We start from the raw sequence: 26,250 nt of genomic DNA on the forward strand, positions 1-26,250 counted from the left end.
CACCCACAACTCCCCGTTGCGCCGCTGTGGCGCCAACCTGTCCCGGCTCTAGGTAACCGGTGTCATTTTTAATTGCCCTGTCCTGCGGGCTCTGTCAAGAAGTGTGGCATGGGAGATTGGACAATGCGTGACTGGCGCCTCGCAATTGCAGCTATCCTGTTGGTTCTGCAGGCTCTTGTCGGGTCTAGCGGGGCCCTTGCCGCGCCCCCTGAGGTCACCCGTGGCGGGGCCGGGGGTCGAATCATCCGGGTCACCACCCTAGCCAAGGATGGCCCCGGCTCGCTCAAGGAGGCGGTCGAGGCCAAGGGCCCGCGGATCGTGGTGTTCGAGGTCGCCGGAGCCATCGATCTGGGCCGCGAGACCCTGACCATCACCGAGCCCTACCTGACCATCGCCGGGCAGACCGCGCCCTCGCCCGGGGTCACGATCATCCGCGGCGGGATCGATCTGAAGGGCCACGATGTGATCATCAGCCACCTGCGGGTGATGACCGGCGCCGATGGCCAGCCACACTATTCCGGGTGGGAGGCGGACGCCTTCTCCACGGTCGCCGCGCACCACGTGATCGTCGAGCACTGCAGCTTCCTCTGGGCGCTGGACGAGAACATGTCGGCCTCGGGCCCGCGCTTCAACGGCGCCACGGTTGAGGAATGGCGGCGGAACACCAGCCACGACATCGTCTTCCGCAACAATCTGGCGGCCGAGGGCCTGGCCTTCGCCAGCCACCCGAAAGGCGAGCATTCGAAGGGCAGCCTGATCCACGACAATGCCACCGGCATCGTGTTCTACCGCAACGTCTTCGCCCACAACGTCGAGCGCGCGCCGCTGGTCAAGGGCGGGGCCCAGGTGCTGATGATCAACAACCTGATCTACAATCCCGGCCACCGCGCGGTGCACTACAACCTGATGAATCTCGAATGGACCGGACATGACTATGTCACCGGCGAGATCACCGCGGTGGGCAACGTCCTGCGCGGCGGCAACGATACCGATCCCGGTCTGCCTTTCCTGGCGCTCGGCGGCGACGGCGATCTGGCCTACTACGGCCGCGACAACCGCGCGGTCGACCGCTTCGGCCAGCCGCTGCCGATGTTCGGCCGCTATGGCGAGACCCGCGCGCGGCTGCTCCCGGCCAAGGCCCCGCTCGCCAGCCTGGCCGGCTACGACATCCTGCCCTCGGGTGCGGTCGAGACCAGTGTGCTGCAGACCGTCGGCGCCCGCCCGTGGGATCGCGCGCCGGACGACATCCGCGTCCTGTTCTTCGTGGCCGAGGGCCGTGGCGACATCATCGATGACGAGCACGAGGTGGGCCCGGGCTATCCGGTGATCAAGGAAACCCGCGCTGCCTTCGATCCGGCCGCCTGGGACCTCGCCACGATGACCCCGAAGGCCGGAGCCTATCCCGGCGAGAAGGCCGGGGCGCAGGAGAAGCTCTCGCCGCGTGACCTCGGCTCGCGGCAGGGCGCGGGGCAGTGAGCCTGGCCCTCGCCGCGGCGCTGCTGGCGGCGGCCCCGGCGATGGTGGTGGTCGACGAGGCGGACACCCGGCGCGAGGAGCCCCCGCCGCACGGCGCGATCGGCCGGTCGACCGCCTACCGCATCTCGGACGCGGTGCCGGCCCCGCGCGCGATGGAGTTCCGCCGGCGCATCCTGCACCGCGGCGCGGCCATCGGTGCCCATCCGATCGCCCATGACGAGGTCTACTATGTGCTGGCCGGGCAGGGCGAGGTCCTGTCCGACGGAGTGCGCCGTGCGCTGCGGCCGGGCATGGCGGCCTATCTTTACCGGGGCGCGGTGGTGGGGATCTGGCAGCGCGGGCGGCAGCCGCTGTCGCTGATCATCGCCTATCCCAACCCGGCGCCCTGATCATCCCGCACCATCCCGGCCCGGCCTGCATGGTCGGCTAGCTGCCCGGCTGGATATAGGGCACCCGCGCGAACAGCTCGCGCTCCCACTGGCGCGGATCGTTGACCACCCGGCTGACCGTGTCGAACACCATGGTTTCGCGCCGGGGCAGGGTATAGGGCGCCCAGCCCGGATCGCCCCGGCGGGCAAAGCGCACGAAGGCGGCCATCAGCCGCGCGCTCATCGCCGCGCGCGCCGGGCCTTCGGTAGCAGTGGTGCCGAAGGCGAGGCCGATGTCGTCGGTGTGCTTGGCCTGCGCGAAATCAAGTTGATAGACCCACGTCCGGCGCAGCCCGGCGCGGGCCCGGGCATCGGCCTCCTCCACCTGGCCACGCCATGACCGCGCGGCGGTGACCACCCGGTGGAACAGGGCCTCGGGCGGATCCGCTGGATAGCGCGCCCGGAACTGGGCGACAGTCCAGGCCGGATCGATATCGACCTTCATCTCCGGCCCGACCCGCATGGCTAGATTGTCCCAGTCCAGCCCCTGCAACCTGGGATGACCGGGGGGGAAGAAGGCGCGGGTCTCGGCCACGGTATTGCCAAGCAGCATCGGGATGGTGCGTCCCTCGGGCGCCGGTTCGGGCCAGAACGGGTGGCGCGACAGGTGCCGCATGTCGAGGACCGGCCCCATGTAGACACCGCCGCCAAGGATCGGATCGGGCACGGCCAGCGCGGCGATCAGCGCCGCGGCCGGCACCGTCGCCGGATCGCCGCCAAGCCGTCCGAGCACGGCCTCGGCGCGCTGGCGGGCATGGAGCGGGCCGCTGGCCGTAACCTGCTGGCCGCTCATCGTGATCGCCTTGTGGAACAGGCCGCGCGCTGCCGGCATGGCCATCAGCGTGGCGATCTTCGCTCCGCCGCCGGACTGGCCGAACAGGGTGACGTTGCCCGGATCGCCGCCGAAGTCGGCGATCCGGGCCTGGATCCAGCGCAGCGCGCAGACCAGGTCGAGCTGGCCAGCATTGCCGCTGTCGGGGAAACGGTCGGGCAGATAGAGATAGCCCAGCGCGTTGAGCCGGTGGTTGATCGTCACCACCACCACACCCGCGGCAGCCAGCCGCGCCCCGTCGTTGAGCGGATCGGTGACCGAGCCGTTCGAATAGGCTCCGCCGTGGATGTAGGCCAGGACCGGCAGCCCGCCGCGCGGTGCATCGGCCGGGGCCCAGACGTTGAGGTACTGGCAGGCCTCGTCCTGCGGCTGGTAGGCGCCGCCGCCTTGCGGGCAGGCCGGGCCGAAGCGGCCGAGCGGGGCGCGGTCGGCGACCAGGCGCGGGGCGGCAAAGCGCTCCGCCTCGGCATAGCGGATGCCCAGGAAGCGCCGCACCGGTAGGGCGCGATCGGACGGGGCCGCGCCGACCCGGTCCGCGGCCACGGTGGCAAGGCCTGTGGCCAGCATGGCCCGGCGGGTCAGCCCACCCGCCGCCGCCGGCTTAGCGGCGGACATCGCCGCCAGAGGGGGAGAAGCCCGCGAGCATCCCGCGCGAGACCAGGGCCATGTCCCCGGGCAGGGCGTGCTTGAGCGCGGCCAAGGCCAGCCCGCTTTCCGCCATGGCGCGGCAATCGCCCTGCTCGAGCCACTGGTGGAGGACACCGGCGGCGAAGGCGTCGCCGGTGCCGATGCGGTCGACGATGCCGGTCACGTCGAGTTCGTCGGTCTGGTGCCAGCTGTCGCGCCGGTCGACCCGCGCGGCGATGCGGTGGTGGTCGCTGGTGATGATGTGGCGCGCCGTCGAGGCGATCAGCTCGAGCCGCGGGAAGGCCGCGAAGGCGGCCTGCGCGGCCTCGCGCCGGCGATCGGCGCCGTCGCCCGAGAAGCTGGTGCCGAGCAGCAGCGAGATGTCGCGGTGGTTGCCGATCAGGATCGTTGCATCGGCGACCAGCTCGCGCAGGATCGCGGCGGGATCGCTGTCCCAGGCGGACCACAGCTGGGCGCGGTAGTTGCCGTCGAAGCAGATCGGCACCCCGGCGTTCCGCGCCGCGGCCTGCGCCGCGCGGGCCAGCGCCACCCCGCCCGGACCGAGCGCCGGCGTGATTCCGCCGGTGTGCAACAGGCGGGCACCGGCCAGTGCCGCCGCGAAGTCGATCGTTTCGGGCCGGGCGAGGGCGAAGGCGCTGCCGGCGCGGTCATAGGTGATCTGCGCCGCGCGGGCGCCCGCTCCGGCCTCGAGGAAATAGAGCCCCATGCGCCCGGCGCCGCGCGCCAGCTGGCTGGTATCGATCCCCGCGGCGCGCAGCGCGGCCAGCGCGCGGTCGCCCAGCGGATTGTCGCTGACCAGCCCGGCGAAGCGCACCGGGTGACCCAGCGAGGCGAGCGCCGCCGCGACATTGGCTTCGGCGCCGCCGACGATCAGGTCGAGGCTGTTGGTCTGGGCCAGTTGCTGCAGGCCCGGCGGGGTGAGGCGCAGCAACAGCTCGCCGAAGCAGGTGACGGTCATGCGCGCAGGCTACCGCGCCATCCACCCGCCGTCGACCGCCAGGATCTGGCCGGTGACATAGTCGGCCGCGGGCGAGGCGAGGAACACGGCGGTTCCGGCGATGTCCTCCGGTCGGCCCCAGCGCCCCGCCGGGATGCGTTCGAGGATCTGCCGGCTGCGGGTCTCGTCGGACTGCAGCGCAGCGGTGTTGTTGGTGGCGATGTAGCCCGGCGCGATCGCGTTGACCTGCACCCCCTTGGCGGCGAGCTCGTTGGCCATGGCGCGGGTGACCCCGGCCACGCCCGACTTGGCCGCCGCATAGCTGGGCACGCGGATGCCGCCCTGGAAGCTGAGCAGCGAGGCGATGTTGACGATCTTGCCCGAGCCGCGCGCGACCATTCCCCGCGCCACGGCCTGGCTCAGGAAGAACAGGACCTTGAGGTTGGTGTCGAGCACGGCGTCCCAGTCGGCCTCGCTGAAGTCGAGCAGATCGGCGCGGCGGATGATCCCGGCGTTGTTGACCAGCACGTCGATCCGCCCAAAGGCGGCGAGGACCTGCTCGACCAGACCTTCGATCGGAGCGGTCGAGGAGAGGTCGACGCGCAGGTCGAGCGTGCGCCGTCCGGTCGCGGCCAGCCGGGCGAGGGTCTCGGCCGGTTCGCTGCGACCGGCCAGCGCCACGTCAGCCCCGGCCTCGGCCAGGGCGACCGCGATGGCCTGGCCGATGCCGGTGTTGGCGCCGGTGACCAGCGCCACCTTGCCGGCGAGATCGAACGAGATCGTCATCGCTCCGGTCCCTAGTTCAGCTGGCAGATGTCGAGCACGTTCATGTCGGTATAGTCGAGGTTCTCCCCGCCCATGGCCCAGATGAAAGCGTACTTCTTGGTGCCCGAGCCCATGTGGATCGACCACGGCGGGCTGATCACCGCTTCCTCGTTGGCGATCACCAGATGGCGCATCTGGTCAGGTTCGCCCATGTAGTGGAACACGCGGTCGGTCGGCTCGGCGAGGTCGAAGTAGAGATAGATCTCGCTGCGCCGGTCATGGAGGTGCGGCGGCATGGTGTTCCACACCGAGCCTTCTTCCAGCACGGTCAGCCCGAGCAACAGCTGGGCGCTCTCGCAGACACCGGGGATGACCAGCTGGTAGATCGTCCGCTGGTTCGAGTTTGCCAGGTCGCCGCGCGCCAGCGGGTTGGCCTGATCGAGGGTGATGTGCTTGATCGGGCAGGTTTTGTGTGCCGGTACCGAAGCGATGTAGAAGCGCGCCTCGGCGCCCTCGAACAGGACCTCGGCGCTGCCCATCGGGACGTAGAGGCATTCCTTGTTGCCCATCTCGAAGCGCTGGCCATCGACCGTGATCGCGCCCGGGCCGCCAATGTTCACGATCCCGGCCTCGCGCCGCTCGAGGAAGGGGTGGCCGGCAGCGCTGGCCGGGGCGGTCTGGTCGGGCAGCTTGAGCACGGCTCCGGCCGGAACGGCGCCACCGATGACGAAGCGCTCGTTGTGCGAGTAGTTCAGCCGGACCTGTCCGGTCTCGAACATCCCGGTGACGAGATAGCGGTCGCGCAGCTCGGCGTTCGAGACGCCGGCCATCATGTCGGGATGGGTGGCGTGATAGGTCTTGCAAAACACTGGAAGGTCTCCCGGAGGCTGTCCTGGTGCGCTAGGTAACCGGTGTCATGGCTGCGATCAAGTCGCGAGTTGACGAGCGGTCGCCGGCTTGGCCTTGTGCTGCAACGCAGCACAAACGAGTACTGCAGCATTTTATGGTGCGAAGCAGCATAAATGGATTATGGACACTTATGACCTCTATAAAAATCCGTTTTATCATATGAATGCCTTGAAATGTCTGCATTAAGGCAACGATTTGCATCGAAATTACTCTGCCATAATCTGTATCTATTCAGCAACACATCTGCAGAATCCGGAAAGACGATCTTGGCAGCGCGCCGCGAGGCGCTAGCTTGGTGCCGTGCGGAGGAGAGCCGCGCCAGCCCAGACCAAGAGCTTAGGAGCCACTGATGGTTGCCATGACCCGCTTCGCCCTGCTTGCCTCCATTTCGCTCGGCGCTTTCGGTACGCCCGCTCTGGCGCAGGCGCCGCAGGCTGCCGCCGCCAAGGAAGACGACAAGGAAATCGTCATCATCGGCACCCGGCGGACCGACCGTTCGGTGACCGACTCCGCCTCGCCCATCGATGTGATCGGCGCGACCGAGCTGCAGCAGGCCCCGCAGGTCAACATGCTCGACATCGTGCGGACCCTGGTGCCCTCGTTCTACGTGCCGCAGAACACGATCTCGGATGCCTCCACCTTCGTGCGCTCGCCCTCGCTGCGCGGCCTCGGCGCGGACCAGATCCTGATCATGATCAACGGCAAGCGCTATAACCGTTCGGCGCTGGTTTCGGTCTACACCGGGGCCGACACGGCGCTGTCGTTCGGGGCGCAGGGCGCCGACATCGCCAACATCCCGGCGATCGCCATCAAGAACCTCCAGGTGCTGCGCGACGGTGCCACGGCCCAGTATGGCTCGGACGCGATCGGCGGCGTGATCAACTACCAGTTGCGCGACGATGCCGGGATCGAGCTTCAGGGCATCTACGGCCAGACCTACCGCGGCGATGGCGCGAACAAGCAGGTCTCGGGCAATGTCGGCTTCAAGCTGGGTGGGCGCGGCTTCGTCAACCTGTCGGGCGAATGGTTCGACAATGGCGAGACCAGCCGCGGTGCCAACCGCCCGATCGCGGTGGTGCTGGCGCAGACCAACCCCGCTGCGGCGGCCAGCATTCCCAATGCTGCGCGCGGCAAGCCGGCACAAATCTGGGGCTCGTCACCGGCCAACGGCTACAAGCTGTTCCTCAACGCCGCCTACGAGGTCACCGACAGCGCCAAGCTCTACCTGACCTTCAACTATGCCCACAGCGAGGCCGACCAGAGCTTCAACTACCGCTCGCCGATCTCGGCGCCCACCCCGCTCACCGTCGATATTGGCACCGGCACTCCATCAACCCGGTCCCCCGGTCGCAACGGGGCCTTCAACCCGATCTTCCTGACGCCCTGCCCGACCGGCAACGCGACCTGCCCGGCGGGCGGCTTCGTCAACGATACCAACACCTTCAGCTTCGCCTCGGTCTACCCGGGCGGCTTCACCCCGCGCTTCATTGGCAAGGTCGACCAGGCCTTCGGCAATGCCGGGATCAAGGGCGCGGCCGACAGCGGGCTCACCTACGACCTGTCGGCCACGTTCGCGCGCAACTCGCTCGACCTGGCGATGACCGGCTCGCTCAGCGCCTCCTATGGCCCGCAGAGCCAGCGGGATTTCAACTTCGGCAAGCTCATCCAGAGCGAAACCAACCTCAATGCCGACTTCACCTATCCGCTCGAGGTTGGCTTCGCCAGCCCGGTGACCTTGTCGCTCGGCAGCGAGTATCGCCGCGAGCAGTACGAGAAAACCGTGGGTGACCTGCAGTCCTACGGGGCTGGTCCCTATGCGGTGCAGCCGCTCTACAACCTGGTCTCGCCCGGGGTCTACACGCGGGTCCTCGATGCCCAGAACCGCGGCGTCAATGCCACCCAGTCACCCGCGGCAAGCGGGTATGGCGGCACCAGTCCGACCTTCGCCGGCACGTCGAGCCAGGTCGGCTACGGCTTCTACGCCGGTGCCGAGGCCGACGTGACCCAGGCGCTCACCGCGGGCATCGCCACCCGCTGGGAGACCTATTCCAGCTTCGGCAGCGCGTTGGTCGGCAAGTTCAACTTCCTCTACCGCGTCAGCGATGCGGTCTCGCTGCGCGGCACGATCGGCACCGGCTTCCACGCCCCGTCGCCCGGGCAGAACAACACGCAGATCGTCACGACCAACTTCCTCGGCGGCAACCAGGTCCAGACCGGAACCTACCCGACCACCAGCGCCATCGCGCAGTTCTACGGGGCCACGCCGCTGCGGCCCGAGCGTTCGACCAACTTCGGCGCGGGCATCGTGCTGAAGCCGCTTGACGGGCTTTCGCTGACTATCGACGGATACTCGATCAAGGTCCGCAACCGGATCGGCATCTCGCAGAACTTCACCGTGACCCAGCAGAACCTGACCGCGCTGCCGGCCCTGTCCGTCGTCGGGGTGGACGGCGTGGTCAACTACTTCACCAACGGCTTCAACACGAGCACCGACGGTCTCGACGTGGTCGGCAACTATCGCACCTCGCTCGCCGGCGGGCCGCTCGCGCTGACGCTCGCCTACAACTACAACCAGAGCCGGGTCACTTTCCGCAACCGCAATGTGGTGAGCGATGCCCAGGTCGACCTCATCCGCAACATCGCGCCGAAGCACCGCCTGAACGTGGCGGCCAACTGGCAGCTCGGCAATTTCACCGTCAATGCCCGCGGCAACTATTTCGGCAGCTGGTCCAATGCGCTGGAATATGCCGGTCAGCGCTTCGGGGCCAAGTTCCTGACCGATCTGGATGTAAGCTACACCTTCGCCGAGCACTACACCGTGACGGTCGGGGCCAACAACCTGTTCAACACCTTCCCGGACCGCATCGCGCCCAGCGCGAGCAACCCGATCTATGCCCTGACCGGCAGCCTCGCCGACGGCCAGATCTATCCCCGCTCGGGCGGGCCGTTCGGGATGAACGGCGGGTTCTGGTATGCCCGCCTCCGCGTGAAGTACTGAACGCGCGCCGGTCCGGGGTCGGAGGCCGGGTCAGGCGGGGCACACGGGCCGGTCAGCGCCGCGGCGGTGCGGTCGAGGCGCGGGGGACGAATTCGGTCGGGAAGCGCGATTGTTCGCGTCCGGCCGCTTCGGGGTGGATCAGCTTGCGAGCGGCCGAGCGCGCCATCGTGCGGATCGGCCAGCGGACCGTGGTGAGCGGCGGCCAGATCGTTGCCGCGATCGCAGTGTCGTCGAAGCCCACCACCGAAAGGTCCTGCGGGACGTCGAGCCCGCGTTCGCGCGCGACATGCACGACCCCGGCGGCCATGACGTCGTTGCTGGCGAAGATCGCGGTGGGCGGGGCGGGCCCGTCGAGCAGTGCGGCGCCGGCCGCCTTGCCGGTCTCGAAGGTGTAGTTACCGCGCGCGACCAGCGTTTCGTCGCAGGGCAGGCCATGCGCCTCAAGCGCCTCGCGCCAGCCGGCGCGCCGCTCGACGGCCGAGCGAAAGCCCTCGGGTCCTTCGACCAGGCCGATGCGCCGATGCCCCTCGCCGATCAGGCAGGCGACCGCCTCGCGCACGCCTTCGCGGTCGTTCGACTGGACGAGGTGGACCGCATCAGCGAGTTCGGCCGAACCCATCCGGACATAGGCGCAGCCCAGTTCGTCGAACAGCGCGGCGAAGGCGTCGTTCTCGGACAGCGGGGGCAGGATCATCACCCCGGACAGCCGCTGGTGTTCGATGAACCGGCGGATGTCATCGAACAGGGCCGGGCTGTGGCGGTCGACCGGATGGATGACCAGCGCGTACTCGCTATCGCGGATCGCGTCGAGCACGCCCTCCTGGAAGTTGAGCACCATCTGCGCGTTCGGGTTGTCGTAGATCATCCCGAGCACGAAGTTGCGCCGCAGCGCGAGCGCGCGCGCCTGGGGATTGGGAACATAGCCAAGCTCGGCGATGACCGCCTCGACCTTCTCGCGGGTGGCGTCGTTGAGCAGGGGTGAGCGGTTGATCACCCGGCTGACGGTTTTCTTCGACACGCCCGAGAGCCGAGCGACGTCGTTGATCGTCGGCTTCGCTTCGCGTGTCCGCGGCATGCCCGCCATCCCTTTCGTACCCCCGCCGGCAAGCCCGGTCGCCCGTGACCCTTGCCTTCCCCTGCCCTGCAAGGCAATGTTGACACCGGTTACCATAGTCGGAATCGCCCATGTCGCAAGATCCCCCCGCTGCCCTGCGCATTCATGCTGACGATTCGGTGGCCGTGGCGCTGCGTCCACTCGGTGCGGGCGAGCACCTGCTCGGGGTGACGCTGCGCGAGCCGGTCGAACGCGGCCACAAGCTGGCGCTGACCGCCCATGCCGTAGGCGATGAGGTGCGCAAGTACGGGCTGGCGATCGGTCGCGCGACCCGGCCGATTGCGCCAGGTGAGCACGTCCACGTCCACAATTGCGCCACCGCGCTGGCGGGCGAGCGGGCCTATGCCCGGGCGCCGGCCGCGGCGGTGCAGGCGCCAGCCACCGCCGCCACCTGGCAAGGCTATCTTCGCGCCGACGGCCGCGCCGCGACGCGCAACGAGATCTGGATCCTGCCCACGGTGGGCTGCGTCGGGCTGACCGCCGAGGAAATCGCCCGCGCTGCGCGCGAGCGCCACGCGGGACGGATCGACGGGGTCCATGCCTTTCCCCATCCGCACGGCTGCTCGCAGCTGGGCGACGATCTGGCCGGGACCCGCGCGCTGCTCGCCGGTCTCGCCGATAACCCCAATGCCGGGGGCGTGCTGCTGCTCGGCCTGGGCTGCGAATCGAACCAGCTCGATGCCCTGCTCGCCGCCGTGCCCGAGGCGGCGCGCGGCAAGGTAAGGGTGCTCTCGAGCCAGAGCGCGGGCGACGAGCTGGCCGCCGCGGCACGGCTGATCGACGAGCTGGCCGCGCCGATCGCCGATGCCGCGCGCCGTGCGCTGCCGCTCGCCGCGCTGACGGTGGGGCTGAAGTGCGGCGGCTCGGACGGGTTTTCCGGGCTGACCGCCAATCCCTTGCTGGGGCGCCTGACCGACCGCCTCTGCGCCGCCGGAGGCCGCGCCATCCTGACCGAGATCCCCGAGATCTTCGGCGCCGAGCAGGCCCTGCTCGACCGCGCGGTCAGCCCCGAGGTGTTCGCCGCCGGGGCTGACCTGATCAACCGCTTCAAGCGCTACTATCTCGACCAGGGGCTGCCGGTGTCGGAGAATCCCTCGCCGGGCAACCTCGCCGGCGGGATCACCACGCTTGAGGAGAAATCGGCCGGAGCGGTGCAGAAGGCCGGGCAGGCGCCGCTGGCCAGCGTGATCGGCTATGGTGCTCAGGCCACGGCCCCGGGCCTTGCGTTGCTCGAAGCACCGGGCAACGATGCGGTGTCCTCCACCGCGCTTGCCGCGGCCGGGGCGACCCTGGTGCTCTTCACCACCGGGCGGGGTACGCCGCTGGGCTTCCCCGTGCCGACGGTCAAGGTGGCTTCGAATCCCGCTCTGGCCGAGGCCAAGCCACACTGGATCGATTTCGACGCGGGCTGCGTGCTGACTGCCGGAACCGCGGCCGCCGATGCGGCCTTCCTCGACCGTCTGCTGGCCGTGGCGAGCGGCGCGCCGACGGCCGCCGAGCGCGCCGGGCAGCGCGCGATCGCGATCTGGAAGCGCGGGGTGACGCTCTGACCGACCCTGATCGTACCCGCAATGATGGCAGGTTCTTGCCATTGACACCGGTTTCCTATAGGCGCACCTCAACAGCGAAGATACAATCATGGGATCGAGTTTGACCGACCAGGCTGATCAGATCGCAGCCGCTTTCGTGGCGGCCCGGCACGCGCGGCGCGCCCTCGACGCCTATCCGGGCGAGCGCCCTGGCGACCTCGCTGGTGCCTATGCCATCCAGGACCGCGCGCTCGCGCTCGACGGCCGGCCCGTCGCCGGCTGGAAGGTCGGGCGGATCAACCCGCCTTACGAGGCGGCGCTCGGTGCCAACCGCCTGGCCGGTCCGATCTTCGCCGATCTGGTGGTGGATGCCGGGCCCGGGGCCGAACCAGCCATGCCGGTGATCGCGGAGGGCTTCGCCGCGGCCGAGGCCGAATTTATGCTGCACGTCGCGGCTGGCTGGGATGGCACCGTGCCGACCGACGACGCGGCGACCCGCGCGATCGTCGATGCGGTGCGGCTGGGCATCGAGATCGCCAGTTCGCCCTATCCGGGGATCAACGCGGATGGCCCCTGTGTCACCGCGTCGGACTTCGGCAACAATCTGGGCGCCGTGCTCGGCGCGCCGCTGGTGGAGTGGCAGGCGATCGACCTGTGCGCCGTGCCAGTGCGCACCGTCATCAACGGTGAGGTCATCGGCGCGGCCACCGCGGCGGCGATGCTTGATGGGCCGTACGGCGCGGTGCGGTTCTTGCTGGCCCATCTCGCCGGGCGCGGGATCGACGCCAGCCGCGGCCTCTGGGTTTCGACCGGGGCGGTCACGGGGGTCCATCCGGTCCGTCCCGGCGATCACGTCGTGGCCGAATTCGGCGATCTCGGCCAGGTGGCCTGCCGCATCACCACCCGCTAGCGAGCACGGACGCACCGCCAGCGGCGGGCGTCCCAGGGGAGAGACTTTCGATGACCGCAACCGCCGCCCCGCTGTCCAAGCCCGCCGGGCGTTATCGCTGGGTGATCGTCGCGCTGCTCTTCGCGGCCTGCACGATCAACTATATCGACCGCCAGATGATCGCAGTGCTCAAGCCCACGCTGACCAAGGAGCTAGGCTGGAGCGAGAGCGACTACGGCAATGTCGTGTTCTTCTTCCAGTTGGCCTATGCGGTGTCCTATCTGGCCTTCGGCAAGATCGTCGACGCGCTCGGTGCACGGCTGGGCTATGCCATCGCGGTGGTGGTCTGGACGATCGGCCACATGGCCCACGGTGCTGCAGGGTCCGCGATCCAGTTCTCACTGGCGCGCGCCGGGCTGGGAATCGGCGAGGCGGGCAATTTCCCCGCCGGGGTCAAGGCGGTGACCGAGTGGTTCCCGCAGAAGGAGCGGGCCTATGCCACCGGTCTGTTCAACGCCGGATCGAACATCGGGGCGATCCTGACGCCGCTGCTGCTGGCGCTGATCATCGACTACTGGGGGCTGAGCTGGCGCGCGGCCTTTTACATCACCGGGATTTTCGGTGTGGCCTGGCTGATCGCGTGGTGGACGATCTACCGGCCCCCGGCCGAAAAGCCGCAGGTCAGCGCCGAGGAACGCGCGTGGATCGCGCAGGACGGGGTGCCGAGCGGGCAGCGGATCGGCCTCAAGGCGGTGATCGGTCGGCGCGAGACCTGGGCCTATGCGCTCGGCAAGTTCCTGATCGACCCGATCTGGTGGTTCTTCCTGTTCTGGCTGCCGGGCTACCTCGGGGACCGGTATGGGCTCGATCTCAAGACCTTCGCCCTGCCGGTCGCGGCGATCTACCTGATCTCGGACGTCGGCAGCATCGCCGGCGGGTGGATGAGCTCGCGCCTGATCGCGGCGGGACGCAGCGTCAACTTCGCCCGCAAGGTGACGATGCTGCTGTGCGCGCTGCTGATCCTGCCGATCTGGTTCGCCCAGGACGTCTCCTCGGTGTGGGGGGCGGTCTTGCTGATCGGGCTGGCGACGGCCGGGCACCAGGCCTTCTCGTGCAACCTCTACACCCTGCCCAGCGACCTGTTTCCGCAATCGGCGGTGGGCACGGTGATCGGCTTCGGCGGGACGCTGGGCGCGATTGGCGGCATGTTCATGGCCAAGTTCACCGGATACATCCTCGACACCACGCACAGCTACGCGCTGATCTTCGCGATCGCGGCCAGCGCCTATCTGGTCGCCTTGCTGGTGATCCACCTGCTGACGCCGAAGTTCGAGCCGGTCCGGATCGACTGATCCTTCCGGCGGGAGGCGATCGGGAGGGGCGACGCGCCGGTTCATCGTGCTAGGAAGGCGGGATGAGTCGCGCCGATCCGATCGCATCCCCGCCCTTCGCCACCTTTGCTCCGCCCGTCCGCGAACCGACCCCGCTGCGCCGGGCCATCACCGCGGCCTATCGCCGGGACGAGCAGGCGGTACTGCAACCGCTGCTGGCCGAGGCCAGCCTGCCCGCGCCGCTTGCCGAGGCGATCCGCGCCACAGCCAGCGCACTCGTGACCGGTCTGCGCCAGCAGACGCGCGGGGGCGGGGTCGAGGCGCTGGTCCAGGAGTATGCCCTGTCGAGCGAGGAGGGCGTAGCGCTGATGTGCCTCGCCGAGGCGCTGCTGCGCATTCCCGACGACGCCACGCGCGATGCGCTGATCCGCGACAAGATCGCCGATGGCGACTGGACCGCCCACCTCGGCACCGGGCGCTCGCTGTTCGTCAATGCCGCGACCTGGGGGCTGGCAATCACGGGCAAGCTGGTTGGCAGCGTCGACGATCGCGGGCTGGGGGCGGCACTTACCCGCCTGGTCGCGCGTGCCGGCGAACCGGTGATCCGCCGTGGGGTGGATCTGGCGATGCGCATGATGGGCGAGCAGTTCGTAACCGGCGAGACCATCGAGGAGGCTGTCAGCCGGGCGCGCCAGCTCGAGGCCAAGGGCTTTCGCTACAGCTATGACATGCTGGGCGAGGCAGCGGCCACGGCGGCAGATGCCGAGCGCTATTACCAGGCCTACACGCATGCGATCCACGTGATCGGTGCGGCAGCGGAGCGACGCGGGGTGCTGGCCGGTCCGGGGATCTCGATCAAGCTTTCGGCGCTGCACCCCCGCTATGCCCGGTCCCAGGCCGATCGGGTGATGGCCGAGCTGCTGCCGCGCGTGCAGACCCTGGCTGCCTTGTGCAAAACCTATGCGATCGGGCTCAACATCGATGCCGAGGAGGCCGACCGGCTCGAGCTGTCGCTCGACCTGCTCGAGAGCCTGGCGCTCGACCCGCAGCTGGCCGGGTGGGACGGGCTCGGTTTCGTGATCCAGGCCTATGGCCGGCGCTGCCCGCAGGTGATCGACTGGATCGTCGACCTCGCCCGCCGGGCAGGCCGGCGGATCATGGTGCGGCTGGTCAAGGGCGCCTACTGGGATGCCGAGATCAAGCGCGCCCAGGTCGACGGCTTGGCGGACTTCCCGGTCTATACCCGCAAGGTCCACACCGACGTGGCCTATATCGCCTGCGCCCGCCGGCTGCTCGCCGCGCCGGACGCGGTGTTCCCGCAGTTCGCCACGCACAATGCCCAGACCCTGGCGACGATCTACCACCTCGCCGGTCCGGACTATGCCCCCGACCAGTATGAGTTCCAGTGCCTCCACGGCATGGGCGAGCCGCTCTACCAGCAGGTGGTCGGCCCCGACGGGCTCAACCGGCCTTGCCGGATCTATGCCCCGGTGGGCACCCATGAGACGCTGCTCGCCTATCTGGTTCGTCGATTGCTTGAGAATGGCGCAAATTCAAGCTTCGTGAACCGGATCGGTGATTCGCGGGTGAGCGTCGCCGAGCTGGTCGCCGATCCTGCCGCCGTGGTCCGGGCCATGCCGCAGCCCGGCGCCCCGCACGACCTGATCGCTGCCCCGCCGCGGCTCTATCCGGACCGGCCCAACGCGCCGGGGATCGACCTGAGCAACGAGGACAGCCTGACCCAGCTCGCCGCCGGCCTGCGCGAGAGCGCGGCACAGGCGTGGGAGGCGGCTCCGCCCGAGGGGACGGGCACGCGCCGGGCTGTGCTTAACCCGGCCGACCGCCGCGATGTGGTCGGGCACGTGGGCGAGTGCGATCCCGCCGCCGCGCGCGCGGCGGTGGCCCGTGCGGCGGCCTCGCGTTGGCCGGCCGAACCGATCTTCAGCCGGGCCCGGGTGCTCGACAGCGCCGCCGACGCGCTGCAGGCGCGCATGCCGGTGCTGCTCGGGCTGATCGCGCGCGAGGCGGGCAAGTCGCTGCCCAACGCGATCGCCGAGGTGCGCGAGGCGATCGACTTCCTGCGCTATTATGCCCAGCAGGTGCGCACCACCTTCGGCGCGGCGCAGGTCCCGCTCGGCCCGGTGGTCTGCATCAGTCCCTGGAATTTTCCGCTGGCGATCTTCGTCGGGCAGGTCGCCGCGGCACTGGCGGCGGGCAATCCCGTGCTGGCCAAGCCGGCCGAGGAGACCCCGCTGGTCGCGGCCGAGGCGGTGCGGCTGTTCCATGCTGCCGGGGTGCCCGCCGATGCCCTCCAGCTGGTCCCCGGGGACGGCGCGATCGGCGCGGCGCTGGTCGGTGCGCCCGCCACTGCCGGGGTGATGTTCACCGGCTCGACCGAGGTGGCGCGCCTGATCCAGCGTCAACTCGCCACGCGGCTGGGCGCGGACGGTCGGCCGATCCCGCTGATCGCCGAGACCGGCGGGCAGAATGCCATGGTGGTCGACAGCTCGGCCCTGGCCGAACAGGTGGTGGCCGACGTGATCGCCTCGGCTTTCGACAGCGCCGGGCAGCGGTGCTCGGCGCTGCGCGTACTGTGCCTGCAGGAGGAGGTGGCCGATCGCACGCTCGCCATGCTGCGCGGCGCCCTCCACGAGCTGCGGATCGGTCGCACCGATGCGTTGCAGGTGGACATCGGCCCGGTGATCAGCGCCGAGGCCCAGGCCAACATTGAACGACACGTCGCCGACATGGTTGCGCGGGGTTGCCCGGTGGAGCGCCTCCCGCTGCCCGAAGAGACGCGGCACGGCACCTTCGTCGCGCCGACGATCATCGAGATCGCCAGCGTGGCCGATCTGGGCCGCGAGGTGTTCGGCCCGGTCCTGCACGTGGTCCGCTTCCGGCGCGAAAGGCTGGGCGAGCTGATCGATGCGCTGAACGCCACCGGCTATGGCCTGACCTTCGGCCTCCACACCCGGCTGGACGAGACGGTCGCGGCGGTCACCGCGCGGATCAAGGCGGGCAATCTCTACGTCAACCGCAACATGATCGGGGCGGTCGTAGGCGTGCAGCCGTTCGGCGGGCGGGGACTGTCGGGCACCGGTCCCAAGGCCGGCGGTCCGCTCATCCTGGGCCGACTGGTCACCCGACCGCCGGTCAGCCCGCTGCGCACCGCGCATCTGGCCACCCCGATCCATGCCTTTGCCGACTGGCTCGAGAGCGCCGGCAACCGGGCCGGGGCGGAGCTGGCCCGTCGCTATGCCGCCGCCTCCGCGCTGGGCGCAGAGCAGGGGCTGCCGGGGCCGGTGGGCGAGCGCAACGTCTACAGCCTGCACCCGCGCGGGCAGGTCCTGCTGTATCCGGCCAGCGAGAGCGGCCTGTTCGAGCAGATGGCAGCCGTGTTGGCGACCGGCAACACCGGGGTGGTGCGCGGCCTGGCACTGCCGCAAGGCCTGCCGGTGGCGGTCGGGGCCGCCTTCGCCACGGCCGGGGAGGGGCCGTTCAGTGCCGCCCTGGTCGAAGGCGATGCCGCCCGGGTGGCAGCCGTCATCCGCGAGGTGGCCGCGCTGCCCGGACCGGTCGTCCCGGTCCATGCCGCGGCGCCGGCAGGCGGTCTCGCCTATTGCTGCGACTGGCTGCTGGAAGAGGTGACGCTCTCGGTCAACACCACCGCGGCGGGGGGCAATGCCAGTCTGATGATGATCGGTTAGACCTCGCCGCGGGCACAGGCATTGTCTCGGTCCAGCGTGCGGGATAATCGGCAAAGACGCAGGTCAGGAGCCGATCGTTATGCGTATCGCGCTGGAATTGGGCGTTGTGGCCGTGAGCATCGCCGTGCTTGCCGCCTGGCACGGAGCGACCGGCTCGAGCCTGTCGCGGATGGCGCTTAACCTGCTACCCATAGCGGTGGCGATGCTGGCCGTGTCCCGGGCGGATCGCAGGCCGTGATCCGGCGGCGACAAGGGACAGGAGAACGCCAACTGCGGCGCCACTGGCCAGGTCGACGCCGGGTGGTGCGGGCGAGCGCCCTTTGCGTCGTGCTTGTGGCAACCGGCTGTTCGCGGCTGATCATGTTCAACACGGTGGTGCCGAAGGACGAAGGGGCGCGCCGGATCGTCCGCGATGCGGCCTATGCTCCGGGGCCACGGGGCCGGATCGACCTCTACACCCCGACCCGACCCGTGGGTGCCGGTCTGCGGCCGGTGATCGTGTTCCTCTATGGCGGATCCTGGAACTCGGGGACCAAGGATGGCTACGGCTTCGTGGGCCGAGCGCTGGCGGCCCGGGGTTTCCTGGTCGCCATTCCCGATTACCGGCTGGTCCCCAAGGTGCGCTACCCCGCCTTCGTCGAGGACGGCGCGGCGGCGGTGCGCTGGGTGCGGGCCCATGCGGCGGAATGGGGCGGGGATCCGGCCCGGCTGGTCCTGGTGGGCCACAGCGCCGGAGCCTACAACGCGGCGATGCTTGCCTATGACCCGCGCTGGCTGGGTGCCGATCGCGCGGCGATCAAGGGCTTTGCCGGTCTGGCCGGGCCCTATGACTTCGATCCCTTTGACGGACCGATCGCGTCGGCAGCCTTCCAGGGAGCGGGCGAGGCCAGGGCGACCCAGCCGGTGAGCCACGTGGCGCCCGGGGCGCCGCCCGCGCTGTTGGCCACCGGCGACAAGGACACGACCGTGCGTCCGGCCAATTCGGACAGCCTGGCGGCCCGGCTGACCGCCGTGGGCACCCCGGCGACGCTGCGGCGTTATCCAGCGGTCGGCCATGTCGGCATCCTGACCGCGATCGCCCAGCCATGGCGCGGACGGGCGCCGGTGCTGGACGATGTCGCCGCGTTCGCTGCCCGGGTCACGGCCGAGCCGGGCAGCCCGCCGGGCATGCGACCCTGACCGGCCGATCCGCTCAGCCCCCGGCGTCCGGCTGCCGATCCGGGTGGGCCGCCTGGGCGGCGGGAAGCGCCAGCAACGCGTCGGCCGCCGCGACCAGCCCGGGATAGGCGTCCAGCGGCACGGCAAAGCGCCGGGCATTGTAGACCTGCGGCACGATCACGCAGTCGGCCAGGGTGGGGTGATCGCCGAAGGCGAAGCGGCCGCCGTGGCGCGCGATCAGGGTTTCCAGCGCGGCGAACCCGCGATGGGTCCAGTCGGCGATCCAGGCCTGGATCTGGTCCTCGCCCGCGCCGAATTCCTCGCGCAGGGCCTTGAGCACCCGCAGGTTGTTGAGCGGATGGATATCGCACGCGATCAGCGCGGCCATCGCGCGGACCATGGCAGCCGCGTCAGGATCGCGCGGCAGCAGCGGCGGGTTCGGCCAGCGGGTCTCGATCCATTCCAAGATGGCCGGGCTCTCGATCAGGACCCCGCCGTCGTGGGCCAGGGCCGGCACCAGTCCGTGCGGTGCCAGCGCGACATAGTCGGCCGCGGCCTGTTCGCCGTGGCGCAGGTCATGGGTCACCTGGGCGTAGGCCACGCCTTTGAGCGCGAGGGCCAGGCGGACGCGGTAGCTGGCGCTTGATCGCCAGTAGCCGTGCAGGGTGAGTTCGCCCGCCATGGCCCGGTCAGCGCGCCGGGAGGATCGTCGCGCGGCACTCGCCGAACCCGATCGGGACGAACCCGTCAGCCCGGGCCGTGGCCGCGAGGATCACTTCGTCGCCATCCTCAAGGAAGCTGCGAGTCTCGCCCGAGGGGAGGGTGACCGGGGTCTTGCCTCCGGTCGAAAGCTCCATCAGGCTGCCGTAGCCGTCCGGGGTCGGGGCCGAGATCGTGCCGGTGCCGAGCAGGTCGCCGGGACGCAGGTCGCACCCGTTGGATGCGTGATGGGCCACGATCTGCGCCACGGTCCAGTACATGTTGCTCGCCGGCCCACGGCTCAGCCGATGCGGCGGCAGACCGGCCGCGCGCATCGCCGGCGTGGCGATCAGGACCTCCAGTTCGACCCCCAGCGCGCCCCGGGCCTGGTCGGCTTCGTCCCACAGGTAAGGCAGCGGCGCCGGATCGCCCTCCGGCCGGGGCGGCTGGGTGACCCGGAACGGCGCCATGGCCTCGGCGGTGATGACCCAGGGCGAAACCGTGGTGTGGAAGTTCTTGGCCAGGAACGGCCCGAGCGGCTGGTACTCCCAGGCTTGCAGATCGCGCGCCGACCAGTCGTTGAGCAGGCAGTAGCCAGCGACGTGATCCGCTGCCGTGCCCACCGGGATCGGATCGCCCGGCGCGTTGCCCTGGGCGATCCACACGCCCAGCTCCAGCTCGTAGTCGAGCCGGACGCAGGGGCCGAAGACCGGTGCGTCGGCCTCGGGCGGCTTGCCCTGGCCCTTCGGGCGCACCACCGGCACGCCCGAGGGGCGGACCGACGAGGCGCGCCCATGGTAGCCGATGGGCACATGCTTGTAATTCGGCAGCAGCGGGTTGTCCGGACGGAACAGCTTGCCGATGTTGGTGGCGTGATGGATGCCAACATAGAAGTCGGTGTAGTCACCCACCGCGAAGGGCAGGTGCAGCGTGCAATCGGCTGCAGGGTGCAGGTGCGGCTCGACCGCGGCGTGGTGGGCGGGGTCGGTGAGCAGTGCGAAGACCGCGTGGCGCAGCTCGCGCCGCTGGTCCGGGGTGCGATCGACCAGCGCGTTGAGCATTGGCAGCCCCAGCGCCGGATGGGTCCAGGCGGGAAGGTGCCGGGCCAGCGCCGCGAGGTCGAGGATGCTATCGCCGATCGCTGTGCCGATCCGCGGCGGTGCGCCGGCCGGGGCGAAGACCCCGAGCGGCAGGTTCTGCACCGGGAAGGCGGGATGCCCCGCGGCCGAGGCGACCCAGCTGGCAGCGGCGGGATCGTGGGTATGGTCCAGCGCCATCGTTTCAGCCCTCGCCCGCCGGGGGCTGGTGCAGCCAGTCGGCATGGCGCGGGGCCTGCCTGGTCTCGCTCCATTCGGCCAGCATCAGCGGGGCGACCCGGGCCAGCTCGGCGTACTGGTCGGGCGTGCCGATGTCGGTGGCCAGCTCGATGCGATGCCCGTTGGGATCGAAGAAGTAGATCGAACGGAAGATCCCGTGGTGGGTCGGGCCGAGCACGGCCACCCCCTCGGCCTCGAGATGCGCCTTGGCCGCCAGCAGTGCCGCCTCGTCCGCCACCCGGAACGCCAGGTGCTGGACCCAGATCGGGGTGTGAGGATCGCGCCCCATCTCGGGCTGGCGCGGCAGCTCGAAGAAGGCCAGCACGTTGCCGTTCCCGGCGTCGAGGAACACGTGCATGTAGGGATCGTACTCGCCGGTCGAGGGCACGTGGTCCTCGGCGAAGGCGGTGGTGTAGCGCATGCCGAGCATGCGCTGGTACCATTCGACCGTCTCCTTCGCGTCGCGGCAGCGGTAGGCGGCGTGGTGGATCCCGCCGAGCTGGACCGGGTGGGTCATGGGCAGCACTTTCCTGTGAGGTCTTGCCGTCTGGTCATCGCAATCGCCTCCAAGGGCCGCTCAGGCCGAGCGGGGTGAGGGCATGCGGAGAGGAGGGAACGGGGCAAGTGCCTAACCCTCGACGGTGAGCGTGCCGCGCCGGATCTGGTCAAGCTCCATCGACTTGAACAGCGCGGTGAAATTGCCCTCGCCGAAGCCCTCGTCCTTCTTGCGCTGGATGAACTCGAAAAACACCGGGCCGATGCGCGGCTGGCTGAAGATCTGCAGCAGGAGGCGCGGGTCCCCCGCTTCGGTCGATCCGTCAAGCAGCAGCCCGCGCGAACGCAGGGCCTCGACCGGCTCGCCGTGGCCGGGCAGCCGCTCGGCGAGCAGCTCGTAATAGGTTGCCGGCGGGGCCGGGACGAAGGGCGTACCCAGCGCGTTGAGCCGGTCCCACACCGCGTAGAGATCGTCGCAGGCGAAGGCGATGTGCTGGATCCCCTCGCCGTTGTAGGCGCGCAGATATTCCGCGATCTGGCCGTTGCCGCCGGCGCCTTCCTCGTTCAGCGGGATGCGGATCTTGCCATCGGGCGCGGTCATCGCCCTCGAGGTGAGGCCGGTGTACTCACCCTTGATGTCGAAGTAGCGGATCTCCCGGAAGTTCGCGATCCGCTCGTAGAAGGCGGCCCAGTGCGCCATGCGCCCGCCGTAGACGTTGTGGGTCAGGTGATCGATCAGTTGCAGTCCGGCGCCGACCGGGTGCCGCTCGACTCCCGGTTCGTAGATGAAGTCGATGTCGTAAATCGACAGCTGCTCGTCGTAACGGTCGATCAGGTAGATCAGCGAGCCGCCGATGCCGCGGATCGCCGGCAGGCGCAGCTCCATCGGCCCGGTCGCGACCTCGACCGGCTCGGCCCCGCGCGCCACCGCCTCGGCATAGGCATGGGCCGCGTCGCGCACGCGCCAGCCCATGCCGCAGGCCGAGGGGCCATGCTCGGCGGCGAAGTAGGCGGCCGGGCTGCGTGGTTCATAGTTGGCGATCAGGTTGATCCCGCCCTGGCGCCACAGCTGCACGTCCTTGGAGCGGTGCCGCGCGACCCGGGTGAAGCCCATGGCCGCGAACACCGGCTCGAGCAGCCCGCGTTCGGGCGCGGCGAACTCGATGAACTCAAAGCCGTCGAGCCCGAGTGGATTGGCGCTGGGATCGGTCACGGGCGGGCTCCTGATGGGGTGGGGGCGGGACTGTTCGGGCGGCCGCGATGGTACACCCGATCGCTCGGCAGGACGACCGCCGGATCATGGTCCGCACTGCCTGCCAGGGCGGCGTAGAGCGGGCCGAAATCGGTCTCGAGCGTCTGGCGCAGCAGATCCTCGAAGCTATCGATCACGAAGTAGGTCTGCTGGAAGGCATCGATCCGGTAAGGGGTGCGCATCACCCGCGCCAGGTCGAAGGCGATCCGGTTGGGCTCCGCAGCGTCGAGCGCAAAGCGCGATTCGCCGAACGAGGAGACAATTCCCGCGCCATAGATCTGCAGCGCTCCGTCGCGCGCGATGAGCCCGAACTCGACCGTGTACCAGTAGAGTCGCGCCAGCATTGCGGTCACGCCCAGCCCGCCGGCGCGCAGCCCGCCCGCGCCATAGGCCTGCATGTAATCGGCAAAGACCGGGTCGGCGAGCAGCGGGACATGACCGAACACGTCGTGGAACACGTCGGGTTCCTGCAGATAGTCGATCTGGTCCGGGCGACGGATGAAGTTCCCGGCGACGAACCGGCGTTCGGCGAGATGGGCGAAGAACACCTCGTCCGGCACAAGGCCGGGCACCGCGACGACCTGCCAGCCGGTGCGCGCCATAAGCCGTTCAGACAGGTCGGCGAAGTCGGGAATGCCGGGGCGGTCCATCCGGAGCACTTCCAGACCGGCGAGAAACTCGGGCGCCGCGCGGCCCTTGAGCATGCTCGCCTGCCGCGCGAACAGGCGATCCCACAGGGCATGCTCGGCCGGGGAGTAGTGCTCCCAGCCCTGATCGATCGTCCAGTCCGGCGCCGCGCCCTGCGGGCGCGCCTGCAATGCATGGCCCATGTTGGAAGAATGCCACCAATCTGATGCGAAAGCGTTTCATTCAGCCGCAGGAAATGGTACTTCTGTGAAACGTTGCCATCACAAAGTTCGCATGCATGAAACCTGTCTCTCTGGATGGCATTGATCGCCGGATCATCGCGCAGCTGCAGGCCGATGCGGCCCTCAGCAATGCCGAGCTTGCTGAACGTGTGGGCAGTTCCCCTGCCTCGGTCTGGCGCCGGGTGCGCAGCCTCGAGGCGGCCGGTGTGCTGGGGCCAGCGGTGCGGCTGGTCGATCCCGAGGCGGTGGGTTGCAGCGTCAACGTGTTCTGCAACGTCCGTGTCAGCAGCCACGCCCGCGAAGTGCGCGGCCCCTTCGAGGACTTCGTGCGCAGCCGCCAGGAGATCGTAGAGTGTCATTCGATGTCGGGCGAATGGGACTATCTGCTGCGGATCGTCGTCGCTGACGTGGCCGATTACGAGCGCTTTCTGATGCGGGTGCTGCTCGATCACCCCGCGGTCGGAGGGGCTGCCTCGCACTTCGCGCTGTCGCAGACCAAGTACACCACCGCGCTGCCGGTTTAGCGGTGCGGCCGGGTTGCCCCCAGAAATCAGCCCCAGATATCAGCCCCGGGAATCCAGCCTCTAGAAATCCAGCAGGGGCCGCACCCGCTTGTCCTCGTCGCACATCCGGGACAGGGCCTGCCACTCAGCCGTGGTGAGTGCTGGACGATAGACGGACCCCGTGCGTGCCGCCGCGGCATAGGCTGCCGCCCGCGCGGCCGAAGCCGGGTGCGAGGCCAGCATGGCCATCCACGCGCCGCGCGGTTCGGTCTTGGCCACCTTGGTGAAAAAGGCCGCAGTGGGCAGGGGTGAGACCGCCGCGACGGCCAGCCGCTCGCGCGCGAAGGCATCGGCTTCGTCCTCGGCCCCGCGCGAGTAGCGTAGTCCGGTGATCTGGGCGATCTGGCCCGGTACTGCGCCGCTGGTCCCGGCCAGCACCACCGACAGCCCGGCCTCCCGGAGCAGCGCCTGCATCACGTGCCGTTTGCGCACGTGACCAAGCTCGTGGGCGACAACCCCGGCGACCGCATCGGGCGACCTGAGTTCATCAAACAGGCCCGAGAACAGCACGATGCGGTTGCCGGGCAGGGCAGCGGCGTTGACCATGTCGAACTTGATGACCTGGGCCTCGACCGGTGGCTGCCCTGGCAGATCGACTGCCTGGATCAGCCGGGCGAGCGCGGCATCCCCTGCCGGGGTGTGGCAGGTTGCCGCCGACAGGTCGCCAACGAGTGCGGCGCCGATGCGCCGTTCGACCGCCAGCGGCACCAGCGGGCCGAGCCATTGTGGCGTGGTAAGCGCGGCGACGACCAGGCCGACGCTCACGGCGGTACAGGCCAGGACGGCGCGGAGCAGGCCGATCCGGTCGATCCAGCGGCCGTAGCGGGGCGGCGGCGGCAGCTGCGTGGCGAGCGCTGCAGGCAGGCCCTCCGGCAGGTCCAGCCGCCAGCCGGCATGCGCGGGGCGGACCAGCCGCTCGCCCCATGGTCCGGCCGCCTCGCGCGCCAGCGCGCTCAGGGCGACGCGCTCTTCGGCCCCGTCCGCGTACTCCAGCACCAGCGTGGCGCCGGCCAGATGCAGCCGAACCGCGTGCCGTTCGGCCGACCGTCCGTCGAACAGGAAGGCGGGGATCCCGCCCTCCGGTTCCGTTCCGGCCGGATCGCTCACAGGGCGCCCATGTCGAACGCGTCGAGCAGGCCCTCGCCCTGACGCGGCGTGGCCGTGGTCGACTGGTTGAGCGCCGCCATGTCGATTTCGCCGAAGGCCTCGAGATGATCGATCAGGAACTTCCAGTGCCGGTAGTCGAGGAAGATGACGCCGATCCCGAGGGTCACCACCACGAGGGCGAAATCGCCCAGTAGCAGCACCAGCCAGTCCCGGGTGGTGGCGTCGAAGCGAAAAGTCAGCCGATCCAGCGCCATGCCGTCGACCATCTGGCGGAAGAACTTGGCGTAGAAGGCCATGACCACCAGCCCGAACAGCAGATAGAAGCAAAGGGCCCCGAGCACCACGAGCGCGAAACTTATCCCGGCACCAGCCAGACCGCCGCCCGCGGAGCGGCCCCAGGCGAGGGCCAGGCCGATCAGGACGAAGCCTGCGGCCAACCCGATGAGCGGCGCGAGGTAGCACAGCAGGTAACGCCGGATCAGGCCATCGACCGTGCCGTTGGCGCTGAAGCGATGCTGACCGAAGCTCATGGCGCTCCAGCGTTCGTTCCACAGGCTGACCATCGCCCAGGGCAGCAACAGGCCGAGCGCAAGGTAGCCCACTGCGTTCTTCCAGAGGTAGGACCAGCCGTAGCCCAGTCCCGGATCGTCGCTGCCGCCACGGATCCCGCGCCAGTAGGTGCGCGACAGGCGGTACCGCAGGCTGCGGAACAGCGCGACGCCGATCAGCAGCAGGACGAGGACAAGCTGGACCGTGCCGACCAGCCCGCCCAGCAGGGTCTGGCCCTGCAGTACAAGCGACTGGGTCAACATGTTGAGCAGGACCAGCGGCAGGACGATCAGCAGCAGCGCCATGACCGCGCCCTTGAACAGCTCGAGCCCGGTCCCGGCCCATTCGAGTCGGTCATCGATGAACCGGGTGCGCGACCACAGGTAGCGGCGGCTCCGCGCCTTGCCCCAGAACCGGTAGAGGCCCAGCGTCACGATGGTCAGCAGCAGATTGGTGAAGGCGATCGGCGCGTAGTCCTGCCAGCGCCCGTCGAACTCGAACGCCGTGTCGGTCTGGTCCTCGGTCATCCGTACTCCCTGCGCGCCCCGGCTCTCGAGTGAAAACGATTTGTTCGGGTCGTGCAAGTCCGGGCGCGCAGGGATTGACAGTCGCGTTCGCAGCGGGTGGAGCAAGGTCTACGGACGGCACCGGGCCGTCCCGAGCAGCAACAGGCGGACCG

The 26,250-nt window shown here is 69.5% G+C and carries 22 protein-coding genes; 10 read left to right on the forward strand and 12 right to left on the reverse strand.

Annotated elements, in window-relative coordinates; genetic code table 11:
- Nucleotides 1–123: 123 nt before the first annotated feature.
- Entirely contained in the window at nucleotides 124–1,476 is a 1,353-nt protein-coding gene (locus H7F53_RS00085) for a pectate lyase family protein (RefSeq protein WP_185677436.1), read from the forward strand.
- Complete coding sequence (locus H7F53_RS00090; protein WP_185677437.1) at nucleotides 1,473–1,865, forward strand: cupin domain-containing protein; 393 nt, start codon at nucleotides 1,473–1,475, stop codon at nucleotides 1,863–1,865. Before H7F53_RS00085 ends, H7F53_RS00090 begins: the two co-directional genes overlap by 4 nt.
- A gap of 37 nt (nucleotides 1,866–1,902) precedes the next feature.
- Here H7F53_RS00090 and H7F53_RS00095 read toward each other — a convergent pair whose 3' ends face one another.
- From H7F53_RS00095 to kduI, 4 genes are read right to left on the reverse strand one after another with little or no spacing between them, the layout of a single operon-like run.
- A complete protein-coding gene (locus H7F53_RS00095; protein WP_185677438.1) occupies nucleotides 1,903–3,351 on the reverse strand; it encodes a carboxylesterase/lipase family protein in 1,449 nt (482 codons plus the stop codon).
- Nucleotides 3,338–4,342: a PfkB family carbohydrate kinase gene (locus H7F53_RS00100; protein WP_185677439.1), complete on the reverse strand. Its 1,005-nt coding sequence runs from the start codon at nucleotides 4,340–4,342 to the stop codon at nucleotides 3,338–3,340. The genes H7F53_RS00095 and H7F53_RS00100 overlap by 14 nt, the downstream gene beginning before the upstream one ends.
- Before the next feature lie 9 nt (nucleotides 4,343–4,351).
- The gene (gene kduD / locus H7F53_RS00105; RefSeq protein WP_185677440.1) at nucleotides 4,352–5,107 is read right to left on the reverse strand and encodes a 2-dehydro-3-deoxy-D-gluconate 5-dehydrogenase KduD; all 756 of its coding nucleotides are present in this window, start codon (nucleotides 5,105–5,107) and stop codon (nucleotides 4,352–4,354) included.
- Nucleotides 5,108–5,118: 11 nt separating this feature from the next.
- The gene (gene kduI / locus H7F53_RS00110; RefSeq protein ID WP_185677441.1) at nucleotides 5,119–5,955 is read right to left on the reverse strand and encodes a 5-dehydro-4-deoxy-D-glucuronate isomerase; all 837 of its coding nucleotides are present in this window, start codon (nucleotides 5,953–5,955) and stop codon (nucleotides 5,119–5,121) included.
- Between the two features lie 389 nt (nucleotides 5,956–6,344).
- Here kduI and H7F53_RS00115 point away from each other — a divergent pair, with 389 nt between their 5' ends.
- On the forward strand, nucleotides 6,345–8,993 hold the full coding sequence (locus H7F53_RS00115; RefSeq protein ID WP_246438362.1) for a TonB-dependent receptor plug domain-containing protein: 2,649 nt from the start codon (nucleotides 6,345–6,347) through the stop codon (nucleotides 8,991–8,993).
- Nucleotides 8,994–9,045: 52 nt separating this feature from the next.
- On the opposite strand, the gene H7F53_RS00120 is transcribed toward H7F53_RS00115, so the two are convergent.
- Nucleotides 9,046–10,068 carry a LacI family DNA-binding transcriptional regulator gene (locus tag H7F53_RS00120; protein WP_185677442.1) on the reverse strand — a complete coding sequence of 341 codons (1,023 nt, stop codon included), beginning with the start codon at nucleotides 10,066–10,068 and terminating at the stop codon, nucleotides 9,046–9,048.
- Between the two features lie 110 nt (nucleotides 10,069–10,178).
- Between H7F53_RS00120 and H7F53_RS00125 the strand changes: the two genes are divergently transcribed.
- From H7F53_RS00125 to H7F53_RS00150, 6 genes are all read left to right on the forward strand, one after another.
- On the forward strand, nucleotides 10,179–11,657 hold the full coding sequence (locus H7F53_RS00125; RefSeq protein WP_185677443.1) for a UxaA family hydrolase: 1,479 nt from the start codon (nucleotides 10,179–10,181) through the stop codon (nucleotides 11,655–11,657).
- An 88-nt stretch (nucleotides 11,658–11,745) separates the two neighbouring features.
- Complete coding sequence (locus H7F53_RS00130; RefSeq protein WP_185677444.1) at nucleotides 11,746–12,546, forward strand: 2-keto-4-pentenoate hydratase; 801 nt, start codon at nucleotides 11,746–11,748, stop codon at nucleotides 12,544–12,546.
- Nucleotides 12,547–12,596: 50 nt separating this feature from the next.
- The gene (locus H7F53_RS00135) at nucleotides 12,597–13,877 is read left to right on the forward strand and encodes an MFS transporter (RefSeq protein ID WP_185677445.1); all 1,281 of its coding nucleotides are present in this window, start codon (nucleotides 12,597–12,599) and stop codon (nucleotides 13,875–13,877) included.
- Nucleotides 13,878–13,939: 62 nt separating this feature from the next.
- The gene (gene putA / locus H7F53_RS00140; protein ID WP_185677446.1) at nucleotides 13,940–17,563 is read left to right on the forward strand and encodes a trifunctional transcriptional regulator/proline dehydrogenase/L-glutamate gamma-semialdehyde dehydrogenase; all 3,624 of its coding nucleotides are present in this window, start codon (nucleotides 13,940–13,942) and stop codon (nucleotides 17,561–17,563) included.
- Nucleotides 17,564–17,642: 79 nt separating this feature from the next.
- Nucleotides 17,643–17,801, forward strand: coding sequence for a hypothetical protein (locus H7F53_RS00145; protein WP_185677447.1), 159 nt, complete (start codon nucleotides 17,643–17,645; stop codon nucleotides 17,799–17,801).
- Between the two features lie 89 nt (nucleotides 17,802–17,890).
- Nucleotides 17,891–18,742 (forward strand): alpha/beta hydrolase, encoded by an 852-nt coding sequence (locus tag H7F53_RS00150; protein ID WP_343061826.1) that lies wholly within the window; start codon nucleotides 17,891–17,893, stop codon nucleotides 18,740–18,742.
- 13 nt (nucleotides 18,743–18,755) lie between these two features.
- Here the strand turns inward: H7F53_RS00150 and maiA are convergent, their stop codons facing one another.
- The 5 genes from maiA to phhA all read right to left on the reverse strand — a co-directional run bounded on the left by maiA (nucleotide 18,756) and on the right by phhA (nucleotide 23,313).
- Nucleotides 18,756–19,403 (reverse strand): maleylacetoacetate isomerase, encoded by a 648-nt coding sequence (gene maiA / locus H7F53_RS00155; RefSeq protein WP_185677448.1) that lies wholly within the window; start codon nucleotides 19,401–19,403, stop codon nucleotides 18,756–18,758.
- A gap of 7 nt (nucleotides 19,404–19,410) precedes the next feature.
- On the reverse strand, nucleotides 19,411–20,697 hold the full coding sequence (fahA, locus tag H7F53_RS00160) for a fumarylacetoacetase (RefSeq protein ID WP_185677449.1): 1,287 nt from the start codon (nucleotides 20,695–20,697) through the stop codon (nucleotides 19,411–19,413).
- A 4-nt stretch (nucleotides 20,698–20,701) separates the two neighbouring features.
- A complete protein-coding gene (locus H7F53_RS00165; RefSeq protein ID WP_185677450.1) occupies nucleotides 20,702–21,253 on the reverse strand; it encodes a VOC family protein in 552 nt (183 codons plus the stop codon).
- 111 nt (nucleotides 21,254–21,364) lie between these two features.
- Complete coding sequence (gene hppD, locus H7F53_RS00170) at nucleotides 21,365–22,444, reverse strand: 4-hydroxyphenylpyruvate dioxygenase (protein ID WP_185677451.1); 1,080 nt, start codon at nucleotides 22,442–22,444, stop codon at nucleotides 21,365–21,367.
- Complete coding sequence (phhA, locus tag H7F53_RS00175) at nucleotides 22,441–23,313, reverse strand: phenylalanine 4-monooxygenase (protein ID WP_185677452.1); 873 nt, start codon at nucleotides 23,311–23,313, stop codon at nucleotides 22,441–22,443. Before phhA ends, hppD begins: the two co-directional genes overlap by 4 nt.
- Nucleotides 23,314–23,408: 95 nt before the next feature.
- Here phhA and H7F53_RS00180 point away from each other — a divergent pair, with 95 nt between their 5' ends.
- Nucleotides 23,409–23,876 (forward strand): Lrp/AsnC family transcriptional regulator, encoded by a 468-nt coding sequence (locus tag H7F53_RS00180; RefSeq protein WP_185677453.1) that lies wholly within the window; start codon nucleotides 23,409–23,411, stop codon nucleotides 23,874–23,876.
- A 60-nt stretch (nucleotides 23,877–23,936) separates the two neighbouring features.
- Here H7F53_RS00180 and H7F53_RS00185 read toward each other — a convergent pair whose 3' ends face one another.
- Nucleotides 23,937–25,022 (reverse strand): M48 family metalloprotease, encoded by a 1,086-nt coding sequence (locus H7F53_RS00185; RefSeq protein WP_185677454.1) that lies wholly within the window; start codon nucleotides 25,020–25,022, stop codon nucleotides 23,937–23,939.
- Nucleotides 25,019–26,098: a YjgN family protein gene (locus H7F53_RS00190; RefSeq protein WP_185677455.1), complete on the reverse strand. Its 1,080-nt coding sequence runs from the start codon at nucleotides 26,096–26,098 to the stop codon at nucleotides 25,019–25,021. The genes H7F53_RS00185 and H7F53_RS00190 overlap by 4 nt, the downstream gene beginning before the upstream one ends.
- Between the last annotated feature and the right edge of the window lie 152 nt (nucleotides 26,099–26,250).

It is taken from the genome of Novosphingobium piscinae, assembly GCF_014230355.1.
Taxonomy (GTDB): domain Bacteria; phylum Pseudomonadota; class Alphaproteobacteria; order Sphingomonadales; family Sphingomonadaceae; genus Novosphingobium; species Novosphingobium piscinae.

Coding starts and splice junctions, on each gene's coding strand:
- fahA (WP_185677449.1), bottom strand. CDS start 20,697: ATGGCGCTGGACCATACCCACGATCCCGCCGCTGCCAGCTGGGTCGCC.
- H7F53_RS00180 (WP_185677453.1), top strand. CDS start 23,409: ATGAAACCTGTCTCTCTGGATGGCATTGATCGCCGGATCATCGCGCAG.
- putA (WP_185677446.1), top strand. CDS start 13,940: ATGAGTCGCGCCGATCCGATCGCATCCCCGCCCTTCGCCACCTTTGCT.
- H7F53_RS00190 (WP_185677455.1), bottom strand. CDS start 26,098: ATGACCGAGGACCAGACCGACACGGCGTTCGAGTTCGACGGGCGCTGG.
- H7F53_RS00120 (WP_185677442.1), bottom strand. CDS start 10,068: ATGCCGCGGACACGCGAAGCGAAGCCGACGATCAACGACGTCGCTCGG.
- kduD (WP_185677440.1), bottom strand. CDS start 5,107: ATGACGATCTCGTTCGATCTCGCCGGCAAGGTGGCGCTGGTCACCGGC.
- H7F53_RS00100 (WP_185677439.1), bottom strand. CDS start 4,342: ATGACCGTCACCTGCTTCGGCGAGCTGTTGCTGCGCCTCACCCCGCCG.
- H7F53_RS00165 (WP_185677450.1), bottom strand. CDS start 21,253: ATGACCCACCCGGTCCAGCTCGGCGGGATCCACCACGCCGCCTACCGC.
- maiA (WP_185677448.1), bottom strand. CDS start 19,403: ATGGCGGGCGAACTCACCCTGCACGGCTACTGGCGATCAAGCGCCAGC.
- phhA (WP_185677452.1), bottom strand. CDS start 23,313: ATGGGCCATGCATTGCAGGCGCGCCCGCAGGGCGCGGCGCCGGACTGG.
- H7F53_RS00130 (WP_185677444.1), top strand. CDS start 11,746: ATGGGATCGAGTTTGACCGACCAGGCTGATCAGATCGCAGCCGCTTTC.
- H7F53_RS00115 (WP_246438362.1), top strand. CDS start 6,345: ATGGTTGCCATGACCCGCTTCGCCCTGCTTGCCTCCATTTCGCTCGGC.
- H7F53_RS00085 (WP_185677436.1), top strand. CDS start 124: ATGCGTGACTGGCGCCTCGCAATTGCAGCTATCCTGTTGGTTCTGCAG.
- H7F53_RS00125 (WP_185677443.1), top strand. CDS start 10,179: ATGTCGCAAGATCCCCCCGCTGCCCTGCGCATTCATGCTGACGATTCG.
- H7F53_RS00135 (WP_185677445.1), top strand. CDS start 12,597: ATGACCGCAACCGCCGCCCCGCTGTCCAAGCCCGCCGGGCGTTATCGC.
- H7F53_RS00095 (WP_185677438.1), bottom strand. CDS start 3,351: ATGTCCGCCGCTAAGCCGGCGGCGGCGGGTGGGCTGACCCGCCGGGCC.
- H7F53_RS00145 (WP_185677447.1), top strand. CDS start 17,643: ATGCGTATCGCGCTGGAATTGGGCGTTGTGGCCGTGAGCATCGCCGTG.